Source organism: Tritonibacter sp. SIMBA_163 (assembly GCF_046535935.1).
Classification (GTDB): Bacteria; Pseudomonadota; Alphaproteobacteria; order Rhodobacterales; family Rhodobacteraceae; genus Epibacterium; species Epibacterium scottomollicae.
Genome location: NZ_JAWJBP010000001.1, coordinates 728,718 through 751,948 on the forward strand (window position 1 = coordinate 728,718; position 23,231 = coordinate 751,948).

Genomic DNA, 23,231 nt, shown 5'->3' on the forward strand with positions numbered 1-23,231 from the left:
TGTTAATCGTCTAGTCCGGCGCTTCGTCAAAGTCCAACAAAGCTGCCGGTGTGGTACAATTTTGCCGAGTGGCGACACCCGTTGGCCAAAGGCCTCGCGGGTCGTGGGCGCTGGAGCCACATTGCATCTCCCATAGATGCGGCGCCAATGGTCGATTTCCACAGTTGGTTTGCGAATTTGCTGCTTTGCACTCGGGGTATGCATTGCATTTGCAAATTTGCGATATTTGCCTTGGGCTGATGCTGGCTGCGCGTTAGGGTCGCCGATAACGAACCCGGTTCAAAATACGTTCGAAACATTGGGCCCAAACTGATCAGGGGGCATTTGCCATGAAGGATATCCTTGCCGAACTCGAAGAGCGCCGCGAAGACGCGCGCCTTGGCGGCGGACAGAAACGCATCGATGCACAGCACGCCCGCGGCAAGCTGACCGCGCGCGAACGCATCGAACTGCTGCTGGACGAGGACAGCTTTGAAGAGTTCGACATGTTCATCAGCCATCGCTGTACCGATTTCGGCATGGAGGACAACAAACCTGCAGGCGACGGGGTGATCACCGGCTGGGGCACCATCAATGGCCGTCAGGTCTATGTGTTCTCTCAGGATTTCACGGTGCTGGGTGGCTCGGTCTCCGCCACCCACGCGCAAAAGATCTGCAAGATCCAGGACATGGCGATCCAGAACGGCGCGCCGATCATCGGTCTCAACGATTCTGGTGGTGCGCGCATTCAGGAAGGCGTCGATGCGCTCGCCGGCTATGCCGAGATCTTCCAGCGCAACATCATGGCCTCCGGCGTGATCCCGCAGATTTCCGTCATTATGGGGCCTTGTGCGGGCGGCGCGGTCTACAGCCCCGCGATGACCGACTTCATCTTTATGGTGAAGGACACATCCTATATGTTCGTGACCGGCCCGGATGTTGTGAAAACCGTGACCAACGAACAGGTCACAGCCGAGGAGCTGGGCGGCGCCTCCACCCACACCAAGAAATCCTCCGTCGCTGATGGCGCTTTTGAAAACGATGTCGAGGCCCTGGCCGAGGTGCGCCGTCTCGTGGACTTCCTGCCCGCCAACAATCGCGAGAAATCTCCGGTGCGCCCGTTCTTCGACGATCCGGCCCGGATCGAGGACAGCCTTGATACGCTGATCCCGGAGAACGCCAACACGCCGTATGATATGAAGGAACTGATCACCAAGATCGCCGATGAGGGTGATTTCTACGAGATCCAGGAAGACTTCGCCAAGAACATCATCACCGGCTTTGTGCGCCTTGAGGGGCGGACCGTGGGCGTGGTGGCAAACCAGCCGATGGTGCTGGCCGGCTGTCTGGACATCGATAGCTCACGCAAGGCCGCGCGGTTCGTGCGCTTTTGCGATGCGTTTGAAATCCCGATCCTGACCTTTGTCGACGTGCCGGGCTTCCTGCCGGGCACCTCCCAGGAATTCGGCGGCGTCATCAAGCACGGCGCCAAGCTGCTGTTTGCCTACGGTGAGGCGACCGTGCCCAAGGTCACGGTGATCACCCGTAAGGCCTATGGCGGCGCCTATGACGTGATGGCCTCCAAGCATTTGCGCGGCGATTTCAACTACGCCTGGCCGACGGCGGAGATAGCGGTGATGGGCGCTAAGGGCGCGACCGAGATCATCCACCGCGCCGACCTGAACGATGCGGAGAAGATCGCAGCGCATACTGCGGATTATGAGGACCGTTTCGCCAATCCCTTTGTAGCGGCAGAGCGCGGCTTTATCGACGAGGTGATCCAGCCGAAATCGACCCGCCGCCGGGTGGCGCGCGCCTTTGCCTCTCTGCGCAATAAGAAGCTGCAGAACCCGTGGAAGAAACACGACAACATCCCGCTTTGATCCCGGATCCCCATGGCACCTCGCTGGCACATATCCCGCGCTGAGGGGGAGCTGACGCTCTCCCGACAGCTGCCCGCCCGGTTTGACGTGGTGGCCACCACCACTCTCCCTGTGGGTGATCCCTTGCGGCTGGCGCATCAGATCCGTCAGGACATGTGGCGGGCGCTGCAGCGGGTGCGGGGGTTCTCTCCGGTGGTGCGGCTGACCCGGCAGGGCGAGGTGATTCGCGTTGAGGCGGGAGGGCGAGTCGCGGCCCCGGTGGCGCCGGGTCTGGCGGCAGAGATCGGGGCGGTTTTGGCGTGCCCGGCGCGGCGCGCCCGTTGGGTGGCTCAGGCGCAGCGCTCCGGGAGGACGCTTTGATGCCGCTAGAACAGCGCAATAATAGGGGAATGTTCGGGCAAATTGCATCCAGGGTGACGCAATTGCGCCGGTATGCCGCCAGCATGTTCCCAAACAGATCGCAGGTTGGGCGGGATCATATGGTTTTGCACAAATTTGTAACAGGGTTTGACTCAGAGGCCGAATCGGTTGCATGCTCTGCCACAGCCGAATTGAGTTTAGCGCGCGCCCTAGGCGCTGCGCCCGCAGCCCCGGCAGGAGGAGCCCGATCTGATTGGGGTCGGGGCTGCGGCAAATTTGGATCTTTCCCACAATTTCCAGCACAAGCAGTGGTTGAAGTTGCGCCCGTCAGTCGGCGTTCTGCGCCTGTGCAACACCTGTGTGCCGTGGCTATTTCATGCGTCGCGCTGGTGCTCGGCAGCGGCGCGGACGCCGCATCGGGGCAGGGCGAGGCACCGGCTGCCAGCGCAATCACAGTTCCCTCTGGCCAGCCTGTGACCCTCTCCGAGGTGCTGCTGGACACGGCGCCCGGTGCGCTCTGGGCGCGGTTTCGCTTTGTGGCGCCGCAGATTGCGGAGCAGACCACGCAGGAGGCCAGCGCCACTGATATTGATTTCCTCTGTGCCAAGCTGGCCGTGCCATACCTGACACACCACGCGCTGGCGCCGGACCGCGTGGTGATTTCGCTGGCGGATCGCGATCTGCCCTTTGGCAGCACCGCACCCGAAGCGACGCAGTTCTTCGAGACCTACCGCGTCGATGATGGTGTTTGCGTCTGGGAGGGGTTCTGATGCTGCTGCCAGAGACACCACATCGGCACTTTTCTGCGATTTTCGCGCCACAGGCCGCTGGAGACGCGGAATTTTCATATAACCTTGAAACCAATGCCGCTATGCTGCGCGCAGGACGCAAAAATGCGCCTCGGTCGGGTGGGTTTTCCGCCAGGCTGACAGAGGTACGGGCACGCGCCCGTGCAGGTTTCATCAATGATCTTAGGAGACTGACATGTCCAAGAGCATCAAACTTCTCACTCTCGCCGGTCTCGTGGCCGCCGTTTCCGCATGCGCAGGCCAGCGCGAAGAAGAATTCGTCGTGGTCGAGCCCGAGCCGATCTCGCAAGAACCGGTCTACACCGGCAAATACAAGTAATCACTTCAGGGGTCCGGCCCTGTGGCCGGACCTTTCCGACCTGCGGGGTGCCGGACCGGAGGCACACCCATGCTAAAACATCGCGGCTTTCCGGGCCGTCTTCCGGGCACAGATTTCCAATATATTATCCGCCGCCCCAATCCCAAGGGCGTCACACCGATCACCAAGCGCGAGCGGTATCGTGATCGCAGGCCTGCGGACAAGCGGGCCGATGCCGGTTTCATGAAAGCGCTGTGGGAATGCTTCGGCGACCAGCCGTTTGAGCGCGGCAATCTCGACGCAGGGCGGCTGAGTTGGCTGTTCGGGCGCGAGGTCGTGCCCGTGGATGACCCCTTCGACCCTGAAAGCTACGACTCGCTGCTGGTGATTGACGTCGAAGTGGCGCGCAGGTCCTTCCCCGAGGCCTTTGAGGGCTGATCGTATGCGGGATATGCGCCATATCGCCCGAATGCCCCTCCTGTTGCAGCAAAAAGCTGCGCATTCAGAGGTATGTCCGGGCCTGATCGGCGCATTCCCGCTCTCACATTTGGAAAGTGCGCGGCCCGCTGCCCAAAAAATCCATACGCTTACGATTTGGTTTTCAGGCCTGCAGATGGCTGTAGGGTCAAACCAGCCGTCACAGCCATTTCGTCCCTTCTGGTTGCTGTTCTGGCCCCAAAACCTGACTGGGCAGCTGTGTGCATCCCCGCGCCAGCTGCCCATTTTTGGTTCTCACTCTCTCTCCCTGTTTGCCGCGGTTCGCAGTCTGCCTGCGCCGCGAAAAACCCTGACGGGGCAGGGCAGTAGCGCTTCTGTCCAATTCGACATCGACCCTAAGGGCGGCTGTCGGCGCAGATGGGCGAAACCTTGCCATTTGCGCCAGTTTCACGGGCGATCCGTCGCCCATCGCAACACTGTGCATGGAACATATCTGGACGCTCCGCGTTGTCCGGGCAAAGTGAGACGCAATCTAGCAGTCCCTCCCAAAGGAGCATTTCGATGCGCAAATCTATCATTGCCGCCCTCATTGCAGGCACCACGGCCCTTGCCGCATGCGGCGACACCACCGGCGAACAGGCGCTCTATGGCGCGGGTGCAGGTGCGGCCGGTGCCGCGCTGCTCAACGGTAGTCTGGTCACCGGTGCCGCCGTTGGCGTCGCAGGCAACCTCATCTACTGTCAGGAAAATCCGGGCCGCTGCTAACGGCGCCCGGGGCGCGGAGCTGATCCGCGTCCCCCTGACCGTTTCCCACGACGCTGGCACGCCGCCGCCACGGATGATCTCCGTGAGCGGCGGTTTTGCGTGCGCGCGTCCGACATCTCAACACCGACCACAAGGGACAGCCCATGTTTGACAAGATCCTGATCGCCAACCGGGGGGAAATCGCCTGCCGCGTCATCAAGACTGCCCGCAAGATGGGCATCCAGACGGTCGCGATCTTTTCCGATGCCGACCGCCAGGCGCTGCATGTGCAGATGGCGGATGAGGCGGTGCATGTGGGGCCGGCGCCGGCCAACCAATCCTATATCGTCATCGACAAGGTGATGGAGGCGATCCGGGCCTCCGGCGCGCAGGCGGTGCATCCGGGCTATGGCTTTCTGTCGGAAAACTCCAAATTCGCCGAGGCGCTCTCGGCCGAGGGTGTTGCCTTTGTCGGCCCACCGGTGGGCGCGATCGAGAAGATGGGTGACAAGATCACCTCGAAGAAGATCGCCCAAGAGGCCGGTGTCTCCACCGTGCCCGGCTACATGGGGCTGATCGAGGACGCGGACGAGGCGGTGAAAATCTCCGGCGAAATCGGCTATCCGGTGATGCTCAAGGCCTCCGCCGGGGGCGGCGGCAAGGGCATGCGCATCGCCTGGAATGACGAAGAGGCCCGCGAAGGCTTCCAGTCCTCAAAGAACGAGGCCGCCAGCTCCTTTGGCGACGACCGGATCTTCATCGAGAAATTCGTCACCCAGCCGCGCCATATTGAGATCCAGGTGCTCTGCGATGCGCATGGCAACGGCGTCTATCTGGGCGAGCGTGAATGCTCGATCCAGCGCCGCAACCAGAAAGTTGTTGAGGAGGCGCCCAGCCCCTTCCTCGATGAAGAGACCCGCCGCGCCATGGGCGAACAGGCGGTCTCGCTGGCCAAGGCGGTGGGCTATGCCTCTGCCGGGACGGTGGAATTCATCGTCGATGGTGAGCGGAATTTCTACTTCCTCGAAATGAATACGCGCCTGCAGGTGGAACACCCGGTGACTGAGCTGATCACCGGCGTCGATCTGGTCGAGCAGATGATCCGTGTCGCGGCAGGCAAGGAACTGTCGATCACTCAGGATGACGTCAAACTCACCGGCTGGGCGATCGAGAACCGGCTTTATGCCGAGGATCCCTATCGCAACTTCCTGCCCTCGATCGGCCGTCTGACCCGCTACCGCCCGCCAGCGGAAACCGCCGCCTATACCCCCGGCGTGGCGCCGGGCGAGGCGGGCCCCGTGGTCATTCGCAATGACACCGGCGTCTACGAAGGCGGCGAGATTTCAATGTATTACGACCCTATGATTGCCAAGCTCTGCACCTGGGCGCCGACCCGGGAGGCGGCGATCGAGGCGATGCGCATCGCGCTCGACAGTTTCGAGGTCGAGGGCATCGGGCACAACCTGCCGTTCCTGGCGGCGGTGATGGATCATCCAAAGTTCATCTCCGGCGACATCACCACCGCCTTCATCGCCGAGGAATATCCCGACGGCTTTAGCGGGGTGGAACTGCCCGAGGGCGATCTGCGCCGCATTGCCGCTTCCTGTGCCGCCATGCATCGCATCGCCGAGATCCGTCGCACCCAGGTGTCGGGCCGGATGGACAACCACGAACGCCGTGTCGGCAACCATTGGGTGGTGGATCTGCAGGGGCAGACCTTCAAGACCCATGTCGCCGCCGATCCCGAAGGCGCCACGGTGACCTTCGAGGAGGACGGCGCTGCCATCCGCGTGACCTCCGACTGGACGCCGGGCGACCTGCTGGCGCATGTAGAGACCGATGGCGCGCCGCTGGTGCTCAAGGTCGACAAGATCACCCAAGGGTTCCGCGTACGCAGCCGTGGGGCAGAGCTGAAGGTGCATGTGCGCCGTCCTCGTCAGGCGGAACTGGCCGCCTTGATGCCGGAGAAACTGCCGCCCGACACCTCCAAGATGCTGCTGTGCCCGATGCCGGGTCTGGTGGTGAAAATCGACGTCGAAGTGGGGCAGGAGGTGCAGGAAGGCCAGCCGCTCTGCACGATCGAGGCGATGAAGATGGAAAACATCCTGCGTGCCGAGAAGCAATCCGTGGTCTCCAAGATCAACGCCGCCGCCGGTGACAGCCTTGCCGTCGACGACGTGATCATCGAATTCGAATGATCTGATGACCCCGCGCGCCCGGATATTCCCTGATCCAACCCGGTGGCCGGACGGCCCCGGCAGGGCGTATGCGCGGGGGTCAAAAATACCGCAAATTCCTGCGCTTGCGCGGGGTGTGTTAAGGCTTTCTGAACGCCCGCGCCATAGGGTTGGCACATTCAGCTTGCCGGGTCGCTCTGCGCCCCGGTCCCAAGTGCGTGCCAAAGTTTCTGAAGGTCTTGCCCGTGGTCCTACCTATGTCCTTGCCCCGTTCCAGTCGCCCTATGCGTGCCTCTGTTTTGGCTCTGCTGAGTGCCGCGCTGATTGCGGCTTGCAGCCTCGACCAGGAGGCGAAGGTGCGCGCGCAGGTGGAAGACTGGGTCAAGCTGGGCGAGACGCATTATTTCTTTTCCCGCGTGAACTGCACCGCCGCATTGTTCGAGGTGAAGGCCACCCGCATCAGCTCCATGGTGAAAAAGGTCCGCGATGTCGAAACCGGCATGCGTATGATCACAGAGGGCACCGCGGTTGCATTCGAGATCGACGGCATGTCACCCACCGTGGTCACCGAGCAGATCATGACCCGCGATCTGCCGCAGGGCATCGGGGTTTTGTCTTCGGGCACCAGCGGCAAGGACTGCATGGCAGTAGAGATGGAAGAGGCCTATTTCAACGCGCTTCTGGACCCGACTTCGGTGCTGATCTTCGAGCCGGAAGAGAAGTTCATGGCCGTCTTCGACCGGCGCAACCGGCGCCTGTTCTACTCGCGCGGCCGCACCTCCTAACGGATCACGCCCACGGATGGCAGGTTCGGCAGGGTTGGTCGGGCCGCTACGGTTGGCAGGGCAGGGCGCGCAGCGCTCACCCGCCCCGTCGGTCTTCGACTTCGCGCTGCCGCATCGGCATCTTGTCGATGGTGCGGCTCAACTCCCGCACGCTCCATGGCAGCGGTTTGCGCAGCTTCACACCGCCATCCTTGCCGATCAGCACCAGCATGAACCCGCGTGGCCGCAGCTTCTTGCGCAGGGCGGATTTGGCGTCCGGATCGGTGTCGACAAACACCAGAACATCGCGGGTCATCAGGGCCGGGATGTCCTGCAGGAATTCGTCGATCTGCTCCTGGTATCGCGGATCTGCCGGGCTGTCGGCAAAGACCACCACCGGGCGGTGGGTCCAACGGTATTCGCCGATCTCCACCTCATACCCGTCGCGGATCTCGAAGGCGGGCGCGGCCTCTTCTGCGGTCAGATCGACCGGGGAGGCATCATCGCTCAGGCCTGCCACCGAGGGAGCAGGCGGCTGCGGGCTTTCCTGTGCGGCCAGAACGGCAGGCGCGAGGGCCAGCGGCAGGGTGGCAACTGTGGCAAGCAGGGCCAGTGTATTCAATTTGTTCATACGCTCTCCTATGAGCATAAATATATGTGGTCCAAGCTTAAAAGCGACCTCTGAAACCGTGGAAGACACAAAAAAATCATCTTCTGTTAAGCGCGATGGAACACCTGACGCGCCATGCTGTCTCCGATGCCCCCCGCTGGCGCAAGGAGAACCTGCGATGAAAGTCATTCTGCATATCGGTGCGCACCGCTGCGCAACGCGCAATTTTCAGAACTACGTGACCCGGAAAGGCGATCAGCTGTCGCAATACGGCATTGCCATGATGGGACCGGACCGCACGCGCAAGGGGCTACTGCACGGCATCCAACCCGGCGCATTGTCGGTGACGGGCCGCGACCCTGTGACACGTGCGAAGGGGCGCATCGCGCTGCAACTTTGCGCATTGCGTGACGCCGGGACCGCGTCGCTGGTGGTGTCGGATGCCAATATGATGGGCAAGCTGGAACAGAACCTCTCTCTCGGGCAGCTTTATCCCGGTGCGGGGGAGCATCTGTCGCGCCTGGACCATGCGTTTGGCGGCGCGGTCACCGATGTGATGCTGAACATCCGCAGCCCCGAAAGCTATTGGGCCTCGGCCATGGCCGTGCGCCTGGAACAGTCCTTGCGGATGTCCAATGCCCGTACGCTGGAGCGCATCGCCGAGGCGACGCGCAGCTGGCGCGACGTCATTCATGATATCTATTGCGCCATGCCGGGCGCCCGCATCAGGGTCTTTGCGCATGAAGTCTTTGCCAGCCAGCCCGAGGCGCAACTTTCTGCGGTGACCGGTGTGAATTGTCCCGCTGTACGGGGGCGATTCCGGCTTAATTCCAGCTCCAGATTGCCGGAGCTGCGCGCCGATCTGCCGGAGCGTTTTGCCCGGCTGCTGCCCGAGGGCGATGGGCGCTGGATGCCGTTTTCCGAGGCTGAAACCGCCAGCCTGCGGGAGAGTTACTACGACGATATGATGTGGCTGGTCGGCGGTGCCGACGGGCTCGCAGAACTGGTTGAAGATCCGAACAAATCGGACGTCAAACCCGACAATAACACTGCGGCGGACCACGTGTCGCAGGACGATCTGACAAGAGGACCATTGCATGACCCAGACACCGGAAGACTGGCGGGCGCTGGCTGAAAAAGAGCTGCGCGGCCGTGCGTTGGAGGATCTCACCTGGCAGACCCTCGAAGGCATCGACGTAAAACCGATCTATACCGCCGAGGATACCGCAGACCTCGGCCATATGGGCACATTGCCGGGCTTTGGCCCCTTCACCCGCGGCGTCAAGGCGACCATGTACGCCGGTCGCCCCTGGACCATCCGCCAATACGCCGGTTTCTCCACCGCTGAGGATTCCAACGCCTTCTACCGCCGCAACCTCGCCGCCGGTCAGCAAGGCGTCTCCGTCGCCTTTGATCTCGCCACCCACCGCGGCTATGACAGCGATCATGAACGGGTGATGGGCGATGTCGGCAAGGCCGGCGTCGCCATCGACAGTGTCGAGGACATGAAGATCCTGTTTGACGGCATCCCGCTCGATCAGGTCTCGGTCTCGATGACCATGAATGGCGCGGTGATCCCGATCCTGGCCAGCTTCATCGTCGCGGGCGAAGAGCAGGGCCATGACAAATCCCAGCTGTCGGGGACCATCCAGAACGACATCCTCAAGGAGTTCATGGTCCGCAACACCTATATTTATCCGCCGGAACCCTCGATGCGGATCATCTCCGACATCATCGAATATACCTCGGATGGTATGCCGAAATTCAACTCGATCTCGATCTCCGGCTACCACATGCAGGAGGCCGGCGCGAACTTGGTGCAGGAGCTGGCCTATACGCTGGCGGACGGGCGCGAATACGTGAAAGCCGCCATCGAGGCCGGCATGGACGTGGACAAATTCGCCGGTCGGCTGTCGTTCTTCTTTGCCATCGGCATGAATTTCTTCATGGAATCCGCCAAGCTGCGCGCGGCCCGCACGCTCTGGCACCGGGTGATGACCGAATTTGGCGCTGAGAGCGACCGCTCCAAGATGCTGCGCACCCATTGCCAGACCTCCGGCGTGAGCCTGCAGGAGCAGGACCCCTACAACAACGTCATCCGCACCGCCTATGAGGCGATGAGTGCGGTTCTGGGCGGCACGCAAAGTCTGCACACCAATGCGCTGGACGAGGCGATCGCCTTGCCCACCGATTTCTCTGCACGAATTGCGCGCAATACGCAGTTGATTTTGCAGGAAGAAACCGGTGTCACCAATGTGGTCGACCCGCTGGCAGGCAGCTATTATGTCGAAAGCCTCACCGCCGAGTTGGTCGATAAGGCCTGGGCGATGATGCAGGAAGTGGAAGAGATGGGCGGCATGACCAAGGCCGTCGCCTCCGGCATGCCCAAGCTGCGTATCGAGGAAACCGCCGCCCGCCGTCAGGCGATGATCGACCGCGGCGAAGAGGTGATCGTCGGCGTCAACAAATACCGCAAGGACAAGGAAGACCCGATCGACATCCTCGATGTGGACAACGTCAAGGTGCGCGATAGCCAGATTAAGCGGCTGGAGAGCATCCGCGCCACCCGCGACACCGAGGCTTGCGAGGCGGCGCTGGGTGAACTGACCCGCCGCGCGCGTGAGGGTGGCAACCTGCTCGAGGCCGCGGTCGAGGCCGCCCGTGCCCGGGCCTCCGTTGGGGAGATCAGCATGGCTATGGAAAAGGAATTCGGTCGCCACCGCGCCGAAGTGAAGACCCTCGCCGGTGTTTATGGCGCTGCTTACGAGGGCGACGAGGGCTTTGCCGCGATCCAGAAGTCGATCGAGGATTTTGCCGAAGAAGAGGGTCGCCGCCCACGTCTTCTGGTGGTCAAGATGGGCCAGGACGGGCATGATCGTGGCGCCAAGGTCATCGCCACCGCCTTTGCCGACATCGGGTTTGATGTCGACGTCGGGCCGCTGTTCCAGACCCCGGCGGAAGCGGCGCAGGATGCGATCGACAACGATGTGCATGTGATAGGCATCTCGTCCCAGGCGGCAGGTCACAAGACGCTCGCGCCGCAGCTGATCGCCGAGCTGAAGGCGCAGGGTGCCGAGGATATCATCGTGATCTGCGGCGGGGTGATCCCGCAGCAGGACTACGACTTCCTGACCAAGGTTGGCGTCAAGGCGATCTTTGGTCCCGGCACCAATATCCCGACGGCTGCTCAGGATATTCTGGAACTGATCCGCGCGGCGCGTGGCTGAGGTCTGAAGCTATCCGGTGGCAGCCGACCCTCAATGAGGGTCGGCTGCGCGCGTTGCCCCATCTGGGGCAACGCGCCACGCCCAACGGGCGTGGTGGCATGTGTCATGCCACCGGGACGGGCGGGAGCCTGCCCGTTGTTTTCCGTGATGTCGTGTGCCCCGTGATGATGGCTTCAGCGGTTCTGCCAGTCCGAGTAGCTGCGCACGCCGAATGCCGCATCGGGCGCCTCATCGAGCATATTCAGCATCTCGATAGAGTGGCCATCCGGATCCTTGAAATAGATCGACACCGCTGGCATCCATCCCAGCACCACCGGCTCCTGCACCGGTTCGCCTGTGAACCCCAGCGGCGTAATCCCGCGTTTCGCAAGCGTTTGGCAGCTGTGCAGAACCGCCGACCGGGTAGCCCGAAACGCGAAATGCAGCTGCAATCCCATCGGTGCGCTGCCGACCTCCCAAAGCCCCAGCATGCCGGTCTCCTTCGGTCCGACCCAGAGAAAGGCGACCTTGCGCTCCGGCAGTTGACGCGCCAGCGTCAGGCCCAGTCTGTTGGTGTAAAAGTCCAGCGCCCGATCTAGGTCGCGGACGGTCATGTGAGTTTCATACAGGCCAAGTAAATCGTCGGGTGACCAGTTTGAGTGCATGTTCTGTCTCCGGGTTGTCTGGTGGGGAATGCCCCGCGACTCGCACCTTAATTGCTCAAGTTAACTTGAGATCAAGCAGATATGCCCCGATGTTTTGACCCTCTGGACACAGCCACCGCAGGCATGGGGTTTTCTTCTGAGGCTGGGGCGTTACGCTATGCAACAGCCCGGAAAGTTTGGGTAAATGACTGAGCGCAACACGCGCGGCTGCCAAAGGATACGCATATGGAACTTGATCACTTCGCCGTTGCCGGGGACACGCTTGAGGAGGCCACCGCGCATGTGGAGCAGGCGCTAGGTGTGCCGCTGCAGCCCGGTGGGCAGCATCAGGTGTTCGGTACCCATAACGCGTTGCTTGGCCTTGAGGGCGGGCTGTATCTGGAGGCGATCGCCATTGACCCCGATGCAACGCCAGAGCGCAGCCCACGCTGGTTCGACCTTGACCGGTTTTTTGGTCCGCCTCGGATTGGCACCTGGATCTGCCGCTGCGATGATCTGGACGCCACGCTGGCCACGTTGGCCGCGCAGAAGGTGGATGCCGGTCAACCGGTGTCGCTGACACGCGGCGATCTCAGCTGGCAGATGGCGGTGCCCGAAACCGGGATCCTGCCCTTTGACAATTGCTGTCCTGCGTTGATGCAATGGCAGGGGCCGCATCCGGCCACGCGGCTGACCCAGCAGGGCTGCGGCCTCCGGCGCCTGATAATCTGCCACCCGGAGGCGGACGCGCTGCGTGCCATGCTGGCGCTCCCAGATGCGCGTGTCGTGTTTGAGGCGGGACCAGCTGACATCCGCGCTGAGATCGACACACCGCATGGGGTGCGAACACTTGCATGACGGTTGTGCGCTGACGGGCCGCCGCGCCAACGGCGCGATCCTGTGCGATCGTGGAAAATTCTCCGTGAGGAGGGACATGCCCCGCCTGACACCGGCGCCTTTCGCAGGTAAACTTCCCTCATGTCACTTTGGACTCGCATAACCGAAGCGCTCTCCGCGCTCGCCAATGGCGAAAGCCTGAGCCAGGTTTTCGACCGCTTGCGCACGCCGCCGGAACGCTCGGTGGCCTTTACCATTGCGGTGATTGCCTTGGGGGCAAAGATGGCCAAGGCGGACGGGCAGGTGACCCGCGACGAGGTTGCCGCGTTTCGGGATGTGTTCCAGATCGCAGCCGAGGACGAGGTGCAGGCCGCACGGGTGTTCAACCTCGCGCGACAGGACATCGCAGGCTACGATGATTATGCCCGCCGCATCGGGGCGATGTTTGCCGATGACCCTGGAACCCTCTGCGATTTGATGGAGGGCTTGTTTCATATCGCCATTGCCGATGGCTTTTATCACCCGAATGAAAATGCGTTTCTTGAGGATGTGAGCCGGATCTTCGGGCAGTCCGACGCGCAGTTCCGGTCATTGCGGGCGCGGTTTGTCGAGGGCGCGCCGCGTGATCCCCATGATGTGCTTGGCGTGCAGCCCGGCACACCGTTGGAGGAGATCCGGCGCATCTGGCGACGGCTGGTGCGTGACAATCATCCGGATGCGATGATCGCCCGCGGTGTCCCGCCCGAGGCGATCCGACTGGCCGAGAAACGCATGGCCGATATCAACCGCGCCTGGGACGATATCAGCGGCACGGCGCAGGCCCGAGATCATGCGCCTGAGCACGTATAATATTGAATGGTTCGCCAACCTCTTTGATGACGCGGACGGGCTGCGGCTTGATGAGGGGCCATCGGGACGGCACGGCATCAGCCGCAGGACGCAGGCCGACGCGATTGCATCTGTGCTGCGGGCGATCAATGCGGATGGCATCGTCGTGGTGGAGGCCCCCAATAGCGGAAAGCACCAGAACACACTGCGGGCGTTGGAAAATTTTGCCAATTGGGCCGGGCTGCGCACCCGTGACGTGGTGATGGGCTTTGCCAATGACACCCAGCAGGAGATCGCCTTCCTCTATGATGCAGCGGTGCTGGAGGCGGTCCATGCACCAGTCTCCTCGCCCCAGGCGCCGCGCTTTGACGGCAGTTTTGAGATCGACCTCGATGTGGATGCGAGGGCGGATCTGGTGCGCTTTTCCAAACCGCCGATGGAGCTGCAGATCACCCCGCGCGCAGGCCTACCCTTTCGCCTGATCGGCGCGCATCTGAAATCCAAGGCTCCGCATGGCGCACGGACGCCCGAGGATGCCCGCGCGATTTCCATCACCAACCGGCGCAAGCAGCTGGCACAGGCAGTCTGGCTGCGGGCGCGGATCGAGGATCATCTGCAGGCAGGTGTGCCGCTGGTGCTGATGGGCGATCTGAACGATGGTCCCGGCTTGGATGTCTACGAGGCTCTGTTTGGCCGCTCTTCGGTGGAAATCATCATGGGGGCCGAGCTGGTGGACCCCCATGCCCGCCAGCTGCTGCGCCCCAATCGGCAGGGGCTACCCACATCAGCCCGTTTTTATAACCATCTGGATAAGCGGTATTTTCAGGCGCTTCTGGACTACGCAATGGTGTCGCCGGAGCTGATGTCGTTTGATCCGCAATGGCGCATCTGGCACCCGTTCGAGGATGCCGGATGCTATGGCACGCCGGATCTCTGCCAGGCCCTGCTGGCGGCTTCGGACCACTTTCCCGTCACGTTGGATCTGGATCTGACCCGTCCGTCGGGCGGGTGACTGCGCAGGCCTGCGCCGCCGTGTCTGATGCACAGTCGCGCTGCCAATCCAGTACCGGACTTTGTGTGGATGGGCGCTGTTGGACGTGAGCCGAGGTGCGGCAAGAGATTGCCATATGCCCGTGACGGAGGGGACCGCGCCACGCGACCTCTATACCTGTTACACAGGCGCGCTATACTTCAGGTATGACACATGCTCTCTCGTTCTCTTCGCTGCGCCGATTGCCCCGCGTTCTGGGGTTGGCGCTGATGTTGCCCGCACTGCCGGTGCTCGCGCAGGACCAGACCACCCCAGATAGCGATGGCGCGCCGTCGCTGATGGAGCGCGGGGCAGAGCTGTTCTTCGAGGGTCTGCGCCGCGAGATGGAGCCAACCCTGGAGGAGGCAGCGCGTCTCTTTGCCGAAATCGGCCCCTCCATGCGCAGTTTCCTGACCGAGATGGGTCCGGCGCTGGCGGAGATTGCCGATCAGGTGGAGGACTGGAGCGTCTACGAGATGCCGGAGATCCTGCCCAACGGCGACATCATCATCCGTCGCAAGGAGCCGCTGCCGGAGGGAGAGGCGCCAGAGGCGGATGAAGACGGCAGTATCGAGTTGTAAGTGGGGCTTTTACAGGACGCCCAGTGGCACGCCTCTTAGGCGGCGCACTCTTCTGTCGGCGACCTTAGCGCCTCGCAGGACAACAAGATCGCCGTTTTCTCCTGCGATCCGACTGAGTCGGGATGGCACAACCGGCACACGGGCGGCAGCACCGCCTCGTACTCGTGCGAACAATTGGTATGTCGGGGGGCGCTGAACTGCCGCCACATCCGAAGATGCCCAATCGCAAGGGACCTGGTCCGGGGAGCTTGATTACTCCCGCGAGTCCTTTTGCAGCAGCGCGCCGCGCTTGCCTTCCACAGTGACGCGCACCTCAGCCTCCAGTGCATTGACCAGCGACATAAGCCGCGATTGCGCCACCTCGCCAAAGAGCGGCGCGCTGGCGGCGGGCAATTCCACATGCAGGAAGCGTTTGCGCGGCTGCCAGCGCAGGCTGCCGATGTCCTGATCCTCGCCCACCATCAGCATGGCGCCAAAGCGCATGGCCTTGCCGAGGATCTCTGCCTCTTTCTGCTTTTCCGGGGCCAGCAGATCATAGAGATGCTCGAAATGGGTGCCCTGACGCTTGTTGCGATAGCGATGCAGCAGCGCCATGCCGAGAAAGATCCGTTCGGAGTGTTTCAGCCCGCCCAGATTGGCGCGGGTGGCATTGTCGAAACAGACTTCGGCGCGGTAATCGGGATGCGCGCGCCAGCTGACATCATGCAGCACGCAGGCCGCCTTCACCAATCGCAACTTGGCATAAGGCGCGCCGGAAAACAGGGGTTTCACAAAGGTATAGAGCGTCTTGCCAAAGCCCGGAACCCGCGCGTCCTTCGCCTCGGCAAAGCGCGCCGCCTCGATCAGCGGGTCGCGCTGGCGCAGCCGCTCGGGCATCTGTTCATAGAGCAGCCCCTCGCGGATACCATAGCTCGAAATCGCGATGTCCTTGGGGCGGAAGGTCTTCACCAGCCGGGCCAGCACATCCACCGCATAAGGAACCAAGGCCATCCGCGCCGAGGAAATGCCGCAGTCGCTGCGGATCTTGTCGAGGTCGTTCTTTTCGATGAATTTCGCGGTTTCGCGCACGTCCTTGGCGGTCATGCGGTATTCATGCTGCACCGTCAGCGGATAGTTGCGCCGCAACATGTCGACGCGGGCGATGGCCCGCCAGCTGCCGCCGACCAGGAACAGCCGGTCGCGCTGATCGCCCATCTGGTCACGCAGCCCGGTCATCACCTCGTCGATGTGTTTCTTGCGCCCGCGCCGTCCGCCGGTGATGTCCTTCAGTTTCAGCGGGCCGAGGTTGGAGGTCACGCATTTGCCGACCTCGCCGTCATGGATCTCCGCCAGCTCCATCGAGGAGCCGCCGATGTCGCAGATCAGACCATAGGCGCCGGGCCAGCCCAAGAGCACGCCCTGTGCCGACAGCCGCGCCTCTTCGGCGCCGGTGATGACCCGGATGCGCAGGCCGGTGGCGGCCTCCACTTCGGCGCAGAATTCCGGCCCGTCGCTGGCGTCGCGCACCGCTGCGGTGGCCACCACGGTCAGCGGGTAGGGCAGCAACCCGTCCGCCAGCATCTGAAAGCGCTGCAGCGCCGCCAGCGCGCGGGCGCGGCCCTTCGGGTTCAGCTTGCCGGTTTCGGACAGGCCTGCGCCGAGGCCGCACATGATCTTTTCATTGTAGAAATAGGCCGGGCTGCGGGCGGCGCCGTCAAACACCACCAGGCGCACTGAGTTCGAGCCCACATCGACCACGCCGACCCGCTTTAGTGCGCGCGCGTCCGGGTCGTCAAACAGCGGTCGGCCATAGGGGCCCCAGTCCTCGCCCTGTGCATCGGGCTGCGGGGCCTCGGGACTGTCCAGCCCGGCGGATGCGATGTCCGAGGCGGCGTGTGTCGGGGCGTCAGACTGGATTGTCATGCAGACTCCGGGGCGTTTTGGCTGTGGGAAGGATGGTCTATCAGGGCGATCAGGTCAATTCGGCAGCGGCGGGATCCGGGGCGCAGGCGATATCCTGTCACGGGGCGTCTCATCCGTCTTCACGCTCTCGGTCGTTGGCCATCATGCGGATGGCCAGGGCGCGGCTCAGGGTGCGTTGTTCCGCCAGCGCGAGCCGGTCGAGCTGATCCACCACCGCCTGTGCGGCGGCAAAGCTGCGGTCCATACGCCCCACCAGATAGGGGATCACGTCAGGTTTCGGGGTGATTTGACGGTCGTTGAACAGTTTGGCCAGAACCACCGCCAGCAGTGCGTCATCCGGTGCATCCATCGCGGCATGGGTGGCGGCCTGCACCCGGCTTTGCAGATCGGCAAGGCCAAGGCCCCAGAGGTTCGGCGCCGGGCGCCCGGTCAGCATCAGACGGTGGCCATGGGTCAGCACCATGTTGTGCAGGTGAAACAGCGCCTTCTGAGCCAGCGCGTCCTCGGCGATCTCCGGCACGTCCTCGATGGCGACGGGGCCGCTTGCCAGCATCGGCACATCGGCTTCGGTCAGGGTCTGCGCGGGCACCACTCTGGCGCCGCTTTCCTTGGCCCACACATGGGCAAGGTGGGTCTTGCCCGATCCCTTCGGCCCGCTCAGCACCAGTTTGCCCGAGGGCCAGGCAAAGGCGGGGTCGATCAGCGCCACGGCCATCGCGTTCGACGGCGCCACGAAGAAATCATCCCGCCCCAGCGCCGGTTTCGCCGGGAGATCAAAGCTCAGCTGTTCGGACATCGTCAGTCTGCTTGTTCTGTGCCTGGTGTCTGGATCAAATGTCGGAGCGCGGCTCGTCCACGGAAAGGGTCGCAGCATCCCGATGGCTTTGGCCCTGATAGAGTCGACTGTCGAGATACTGCTCCACGGCAAAACGTGCAACCACCCCGATGACCGCCGCCACCGGCACCGCGATCAACATGCCGACGAAGCCGAACAGCGCACCAAAGACCGACAGCGCCAGCAGGAGCCACACCGGGTGCAGCCCGACGGAATTGCCGACCAGTTTCGGGGTCAGGAAATTGCCCTCGACCATCTGGCCGATCATGAAGATGCCCGCGACCAGCGCGATGCGGATCCAGTCGGTGCCCTGGCGGATCATCTCGCCATCGGCGCCTTCAAGCGCCCCCCAGAACTGGAACAGCGCCAGACCGATCGCCAGCACGCCACCGATGATCGCCCCGAGGTAGGGGATGAAGGTCACCAGACCTGCGACGAACCCCACCGCAAGGCCAAAGTTCAGCCCCACCAGCATCAGTGCCACCGCGTAATAGGTGCCTAGAATCACGCAGACCATGCCCATGCCGCGAACGAAGGAGGACAGGACGTTGTCGATGTCGCGCGCCAGGCGGCGCACCACCGGTGCGTGATCGCGGGGCAGCAAGGCGTCGATGCGCGCGACCATCCGGTCCCAGTCCACCAGCAGGTAGACCGATACCACCGGCACGATCACGATCAGCACCACAACGTTCAACAGGGACAGGGCCGAGCCGACAAAAGTTTGCAACAGCCCCATGCTCTTGTCCTGCAGGATTGACCACAGCCCTGCGAGCGCTTCGCGCACGCGGCTGTTTTCCTCGAACAGATCCGGGAAGCGGTCCTGGGCAAAGTCGCGCAGATTGGACAAGGCCTGAGGCAGGGTTTGCACCAGATCGATCATCTGGTTCGCCAGCATGGGCACGATAAGCAGCAGCATGATCAGGAAAATCAGAACCGCAGCCACAGTGATCACCGCGGTTGCGCCTTCCCGGCTCAGCCCGGCGCGCTCCAGCCGGTCGGCGAGGGGGTCGATCATATATGCGATTGCGCCACCAAGGATGAAGGGCAGCAGCACATTGCCGAGCGCCCACATGACCACGGCGAAGAGGACTGCGGCAACGCCCCAGTATTTCAATTGCTTGCGCGCGGGCAGTGCCATGATCCGGCATCCTCGTTCTGGCTGTTTTCCGATGCCTATGTGATCGCCCATGGCACATGCAGTTGCAAGAGAGAGTTACGCCGATCCGAGTGCACAGGACGCTGCTGCGCGGCGGCCTGTGTCATTCCGCAACGTAGCGGTCAGTCAGAGAGCGCCCGGGGACGGGGATGTCCTTCATGAGTGGGGCCAGGACCCGGATCAGATCAGACTGGCGCAGTGGTTTGCCAAGCCAGGCGTCAAACCCCGCATCGAAATAGGCCGTGACCTGTTCGCGTCGGGTGTTTCCGGTCACCGCCACACAGAGCGCCGCATGTGCAAGATGGCGAGGGTGGGCGCGCAATTTGCGCACCACTTCAATGCCGTTGTGACCGGGCATATGTATATCCAGCAGGATTACGTCATAGCGGTTGGTCACTGCGCGCGCAAAGGCGTCCCTGCCGTCAAAGGCCTTGTCGACGCTGGCGCCGAGGTTCTCCAGCATCCTTTGCAGGACCATCCGGTTGCTGGGGCTGTCATCCGCGATCAGAATGCGCTTGCCCTGAAGCGGCTCTGCGGGAGGTGTGCGCATGTCGTCGCAGTCATACAGCGCTGGTGTGGCATGCGCGGACTGTGGCTGGGCCTGGGTCACAGGCAGCGGCAGTCGCATGCGGAATGTGGTGCCCTCGCCGGGGGTGCTTTCAGCTCGGATGCGCCCGTCCATCAGCGCCACCATCTGCTGTACGATCGTCATGCCGAGGCCAGTGCCGCCCCGTTCGCGCGCAACGCTGGCATCCGCCTGGATGAAGGGTTGGAACAATTGATCCAGCTGTTCCGGCGCAATGCCGCAGCCGCTGTCACGCAGGGTGATGAACAATGCCTCCGGCGTTCCACGCAGGCAGAGGTTGACCCCTCCATGATCGGTGAACTTGATCGCATTGCTCAGTAGATTGCCGAGGATCTGGCTTAGTCGAAATGCATCACCGTAGCGCAGTTCCTGCACTTCGATGCCGGCAAAACTGTGGCTGAGGTCGATGCCCTTGTCGCGGGCCTGCGCCGAAAACAGCTGGATCGAGTCATCCACCACTTCACGCAGGTCAAAGGGCGCGGAGGCGAGTTCCAGCTTTCCCGCGTCGATCTTGGCGATGTCGAGGGCGTCGCTCAGCAGGCGTTGCAGGCTCTGTGCGGAGCGGCTGACGGTGCGCAGCAGCTCTGTCTGATCCTTCTGCATCTGCGTCGGTCCCAACCCGTTGCGCATCAGTAGGTCGACGGAGCCGATGATCCCGTTCAGCGGTGTGCGGATCTCGTGGCTCATATGCGCCAGAAAGGTCTTGCGGGCGTCGGCTTCCCGCAGGGCGTCAGCCTGCGCTTCCTGAGCCGTGTCGCGCGCGCGCCGGAGGGCGATCATGTCGTCAACACTGCGCGCGAGCTGCCGAATGGTCTCCAGATCCTCTTCGCTCCAGCGTCGCGGCACCGTGTCGATGACGCAGAGCGCCCCGATGGGGGCACCATCCGGCAGATGGATTGGAGCGCCAAGATAGGCAATCAAGCCCAGATCCACCACCGCCGCATTGTCTCTCAGCTCAGCATCGCTGCGGCTGTCTTCGATCACCAGCGGTTGGTTGGTGGCCTGCACATACTGGCAGAAGGAGTAGGACAGTGAGGTCTGGCGCAGTTCGACCGCCAGCTTGGGAAGGCCGATGCAGCTCTTGAAAAATTGCCGGTCAAGGCTGGGCTGCACCACCGAAAACAATGCGGTGGGGGCCTTTAGAACCCGGGCGGCCAAAGCGGTGAGATTGTCGAAACCAGCGTCGTATTCATCTTCCACCAATCCAAGTTCGCGCAGTTGCACATCATAGGAGTCGGGGGTGAAATTGGCAGCTTGGTTCATCAACAACACATCTTTTAAACTAAACAAGGACTGGCCTGAAATTCGGCGGCAGAAAACCTATAGTGCCGAAATTCCATTCGTTGAATACGCGCATTCGGCGACAATGTGTCAAAAAACTGCGTCGAATTAAAACTATTTCTGTCGGGCACGCGCCACATCTCGCAACGAGGTCGAAACAGGTGCGATCAAAAACACTGACGGGCCCGTTGCTTACACAGTTTGCGGTTGGACGTCGACGCAAAATCTCCTGTGCGGTGGCTGTGAACCGATCCGGGGCTGCAACCGGCTGGGCTGGGGAGTGCGCGCTGTTTCGTGCCGGATCGAAGGGGCGCGCAGCGGGGGCGAGGGGGAATCGCTTTGGGGTTTCGAAGGTCGCGAATACAGCCTGCTAAGGGTTTAGTAGTCCGACTGCCTTGCGTGGCATGTCAGGGCCGCTCCCCTGCAGCCGGATCGACCTGCATGCTGCGATGTCCAATCTTGCAGCGAGGCCAAGCGCAGACGGCAGATCATTCGCTGCGTTGTGCAGGTCACGACACCGGGCTGTGCTGATGTCGAATGGGCGGAGGCTTTGCACGGTTTGACCGATTCACACGGGCAGAGGTATTCAATTGTCTTCGGGCCAGTATCGCTGGCCAATTGTGATCGGCCAATTTTCACTGGGCAATTGTGGCAGGTGTGATGCGCCGCATATCGGCTTTGCGTGAAGGCGAGTAATAAAATTACCTTTGCGTGCATTGGGTCATTGGGAGGGCGGTGTGTGATCCGGTTTGTGGATGAGCGCGGGCGCCAGATCCTGCAGGCATCTCAACTCTTGTCCACGCGGGTTCCAGCCACTACACCGGGCAAAACACCTTTCACCGCATGGAGCCATTATGCGCCTGTCCCGCTATTTCCTGCCTGTCCTCAAGGAAACCCCCTCCGAGGCCCAGGTCGTCAGCCACCGTTACATGCTGCGCGCCGGCATGATTAAACAGTCCGCGGCGGGGATCTACACCTGGCTGCCGCTGGGCTACCGCGTGCTGAAGAAGATCGAAGGCATCGTGCACGAAGAGCAGATGCGCGCAGGGCACATCCCGATGCTGATGCCCACCATCCAGTCCGCCGACCTGTGGCGCGAGTCCGGGCGCTATGACGCCTACGGCGAGGAGATGCTGCGCATTCGGGACCGTCACGACCGCGACATGTTGTTCACCCCCACCGCCGAGGAGCTGATCACCGATGTCTTCCGCGCCAATGTGTCCAGCTACAAGGACCTGCCGCTGACGATGTATCAGATCCAGTGGAAGTTCCGCGACGAGATCCGGCCGCGCTTTGGCGTGATGCGGGGGCGTGAATTCTACATGAAGGACGGCTACAACTTCGACCTCTCCAAAGAGGCGGCGCTGCACGCCTACAACCGCCATCTGGTCACCTACCTGCGCACCTACGAGCGCATGGGCCTGCAGGCGATCCCGATGCGTGCCGATGGTGGCCCGATCGGTGGCGACTACACCCATGAGTTCCTGGTGCTGGCCGAGACCGGCGAATCCGAGGTCTTCTATGACAGCGAGATCACCGATCTGAAATTCGGCGACCGCGAGATCAACTATGATGACGTGGCGGAGTGCCAGGCGGTGCTGGAGGAGTTCACCTCGCGTTACGCGCGCACCGACGAGACCCACGAAGAGACCCTGTTCAACGAGGTCCCGGAGGATCGTCGCCGCGTCGCACGCGGCATCGAGGTCGGCCAGATCTTCTACTTCGGCACCAAATACTCCGAGGCGCTGGGCGCCACCGTGCAGACCGCCGAGGGCGACAGCGTGCCGGTGCATATGGGCTCTCACGGCATTGGCGTCTCGCGTCTTCTCGGCGCCATCATCGAGGCCAGCCACGACGACAAGGGCATCATCTGGCCCGAAGGCGTGACGCCCTTCCACTGCGGGATCGTGAATCTCAAGCAGGGCGACGATGAGGCCGACGCGGCCTGCGAGCAGCTCTATGCTGCCCTCACCGGCATTGGTCTGGAGCCGCTCTATGATGATCGCAAGGAACGGGCAGGCGGCAAGTTTGCCACCATGGATCTGATCGGTCTGCCATGGCGCATCACCGTCGGCCCGCGCGGCCTGAAGAACGGCGTGGTCGAACTCACCTCGCGCCGCAGCGGCGAAAGCGAAGAGCTGAGCCCGGAAGAGGCAGTGAAAAAGATCGCCGCGATCTACGCCAACCACCCCACGCCGCGCGGCTTCTGAAGCCACCGGCACATACAGAATTGAGAACCCCGCCCGACAGACTCGTTGGGCGGGGTTTTCCTATGCCGCATGT

The 23,231-nt window shown here is 62.5% G+C and carries 21 protein-coding genes; 15 read left to right on the plus strand and 6 right to left on the minus strand.

The features are described from left to right. Positions 1 to 329 precede the first annotated feature (329 nt). The 8 genes from R0J92_RS03420 (at position 330) to R0J92_RS03455 (ending at position 7,473) form a co-directional block, all read left to right on the plus strand. The gene (locus R0J92_RS03420; RefSeq protein WP_411050720.1) at positions 330 to 1,862 is read left to right on the plus strand and encodes an acyl-CoA carboxylase subunit beta; all 1,533 of its coding nucleotides are present in this window, start codon (positions 330 to 332) and stop codon (positions 1,860 to 1,862) included. Positions 1,863 to 1,874: 12 nt separating this feature from the next. Continuing rightward, positions 1,875 to 2,222 carry a hypothetical protein gene (locus tag R0J92_RS03425; RefSeq protein WP_411050721.1) on the plus strand — a complete coding sequence of 116 codons (348 nt, stop codon included), beginning with the start codon at positions 1,875 to 1,877 and terminating at the stop codon, positions 2,220 to 2,222. 365 nt (positions 2,223 to 2,587) lie between these two features. Continuing rightward, positions 2,588 to 2,992 carry a DUF6497 family protein gene (locus tag R0J92_RS03430; protein ID WP_411050722.1) on the plus strand — a complete coding sequence of 135 codons (405 nt, stop codon included), beginning with the start codon at positions 2,588 to 2,590 and terminating at the stop codon, positions 2,990 to 2,992. Between the two features lie 214 nt (positions 2,993 to 3,206). After that, complete coding sequence (locus R0J92_RS03435) at positions 3,207 to 3,350, plus strand: hypothetical protein (RefSeq protein ID WP_165798096.1); 144 nt, start codon at positions 3,207 to 3,209, stop codon at positions 3,348 to 3,350. A gap of 69 nt (positions 3,351 to 3,419) precedes the next feature. Continuing rightward, complete coding sequence (locus R0J92_RS03440) at positions 3,420 to 3,767, plus strand: hypothetical protein (protein WP_411050723.1); 348 nt, start codon at positions 3,420 to 3,422, stop codon at positions 3,765 to 3,767. A 561-nt stretch (positions 3,768 to 4,328) separates the two neighbouring features. Beyond that, positions 4,329 to 4,532: a hypothetical protein gene (locus tag R0J92_RS03445; protein ID WP_106162837.1), complete on the plus strand. Its 204-nt coding sequence runs from the start codon at positions 4,329 to 4,331 to the stop codon at positions 4,530 to 4,532. Positions 4,533 to 4,675: 143 nt separating this feature from the next. Further along, complete coding sequence (locus R0J92_RS03450; protein WP_106162836.1) at positions 4,676 to 6,709, plus strand: acetyl/propionyl/methylcrotonyl-CoA carboxylase subunit alpha; 2,034 nt, start codon at positions 4,676 to 4,678, stop codon at positions 6,707 to 6,709. A 263-nt stretch (positions 6,710 to 6,972) separates the two neighbouring features. Continuing rightward, the gene (locus R0J92_RS03455; RefSeq protein ID WP_411050724.1) at positions 6,973 to 7,473 is read left to right on the plus strand and encodes a hypothetical protein; all 501 of its coding nucleotides are present in this window, start codon (positions 6,973 to 6,975) and stop codon (positions 7,471 to 7,473) included. 76 nt (positions 7,474 to 7,549) lie between these two features. On the opposite strand, the gene R0J92_RS03460 is transcribed toward R0J92_RS03455, so the two are convergent. Beyond that, on the minus strand, positions 7,550 to 8,083 hold the full coding sequence (locus tag R0J92_RS03460; protein WP_317386523.1) for a DUF4174 domain-containing protein: 534 nt from the start codon (positions 8,081 to 8,083) through the stop codon (positions 7,550 to 7,552). A 157-nt stretch (positions 8,084 to 8,240) separates the two neighbouring features. Between R0J92_RS03460 and R0J92_RS03465 the strand changes: the two genes are divergently transcribed. Together R0J92_RS03465 and scpA are read left to right on the plus strand one after the other, a co-directional pair. After that, on the plus strand, positions 8,241 to 9,197 hold the full coding sequence (locus tag R0J92_RS03465; RefSeq protein ID WP_411050725.1) for a hypothetical protein: 957 nt from the start codon (positions 8,241 to 8,243) through the stop codon (positions 9,195 to 9,197). Then, entirely contained in the window at positions 9,160 to 11,289 is a 2,130-nt protein-coding gene (gene scpA, locus R0J92_RS03470) for a methylmalonyl-CoA mutase (protein ID WP_411050726.1), read from the plus strand. The genes R0J92_RS03465 and scpA overlap by 38 nt, the downstream gene beginning before the upstream one ends. Positions 11,290 to 11,462: 173 nt before the next feature. On the opposite strand, the gene R0J92_RS03475 is transcribed toward scpA, so the two are convergent. After that, entirely contained in the window at positions 11,463 to 11,882 is a 420-nt protein-coding gene (locus tag R0J92_RS03475; RefSeq protein WP_411050727.1) for a VOC family protein, read from the minus strand. 276 nt (positions 11,883 to 12,158) lie between these two features. Here R0J92_RS03475 and R0J92_RS03480 point away from each other — a divergent pair, with 276 nt between their 5' ends. The 4 genes from R0J92_RS03480 (at position 12,159) to R0J92_RS03495 (ending at position 15,188) form a co-directional block, all read left to right on the plus strand. Beyond that, positions 12,159 to 12,770: a VOC family protein gene (locus R0J92_RS03480; protein WP_411050728.1), complete on the plus strand. Its 612-nt coding sequence runs from the start codon at positions 12,159 to 12,161 to the stop codon at positions 12,768 to 12,770. Positions 12,771 to 12,890: 120 nt separating this feature from the next. Further along, positions 12,891 to 13,598 (plus strand): molecular chaperone DjiA, encoded by a 708-nt coding sequence (locus tag R0J92_RS03485; protein ID WP_106162830.1) that lies wholly within the window; start codon positions 12,891 to 12,893, stop codon positions 13,596 to 13,598. Continuing rightward, positions 13,579 to 14,589 (plus strand): endonuclease/exonuclease/phosphatase family protein, encoded by a 1,011-nt coding sequence (locus tag R0J92_RS03490; protein ID WP_411050729.1) that lies wholly within the window; start codon positions 13,579 to 13,581, stop codon positions 14,587 to 14,589. The genes R0J92_RS03485 and R0J92_RS03490 overlap by 20 nt, the downstream gene beginning before the upstream one ends. A gap of 185 nt (positions 14,590 to 14,774) precedes the next feature. Beyond that, positions 14,775 to 15,188, plus strand: a complete 414-nt coding sequence (locus R0J92_RS03495) for a hypothetical protein (RefSeq protein ID WP_411050730.1) — start codon at positions 14,775 to 14,777, stop codon at positions 15,186 to 15,188. A 252-nt stretch (positions 15,189 to 15,440) separates the two neighbouring features. Here R0J92_RS03495 and R0J92_RS03500 read toward each other — a convergent pair whose 3' ends face one another. The 4 genes from R0J92_RS03500 to R0J92_RS03515 form a co-directional block, all read right to left on the minus strand. After that, positions 15,441 to 17,090 carry a Ppx/GppA family phosphatase gene (locus R0J92_RS03500; RefSeq protein ID WP_411050731.1) on the minus strand — a complete coding sequence of 550 codons (1,650 nt, stop codon included), beginning with the start codon at positions 17,088 to 17,090 and terminating at the stop codon, positions 15,441 to 15,443. A gap of 109 nt (positions 17,091 to 17,199) precedes the next feature. Continuing rightward, positions 17,200 to 17,886 (minus strand): DnaA ATPase domain-containing protein, encoded by a 687-nt coding sequence (locus R0J92_RS03505; RefSeq protein ID WP_106162826.1) that lies wholly within the window; start codon positions 17,884 to 17,886, stop codon positions 17,200 to 17,202. Positions 17,887 to 17,920: 34 nt separating this feature from the next. Then, the gene (locus tag R0J92_RS03510) at positions 17,921 to 19,063 is read right to left on the minus strand and encodes an AI-2E family transporter (RefSeq protein ID WP_317386516.1); all 1,143 of its coding nucleotides are present in this window, start codon (positions 19,061 to 19,063) and stop codon (positions 17,921 to 17,923) included. A 121-nt stretch (positions 19,064 to 19,184) separates the two neighbouring features. Beyond that, complete coding sequence (locus R0J92_RS03515) at positions 19,185 to 20,930, minus strand: ATP-binding protein (RefSeq protein ID WP_411050732.1); 1,746 nt, start codon at positions 20,928 to 20,930, stop codon at positions 19,185 to 19,187. Between the two features lie 872 nt (positions 20,931 to 21,802). Here R0J92_RS03515 and proS point away from each other — a divergent pair. After that, positions 21,803 to 23,158, plus strand: coding sequence for a proline--tRNA ligase (gene proS, locus R0J92_RS03520; RefSeq protein WP_411050733.1), 1,356 nt, complete (start codon positions 21,803 to 21,805; stop codon positions 23,156 to 23,158). Positions 23,159 to 23,231: the final 73 nt, after the last annotated feature.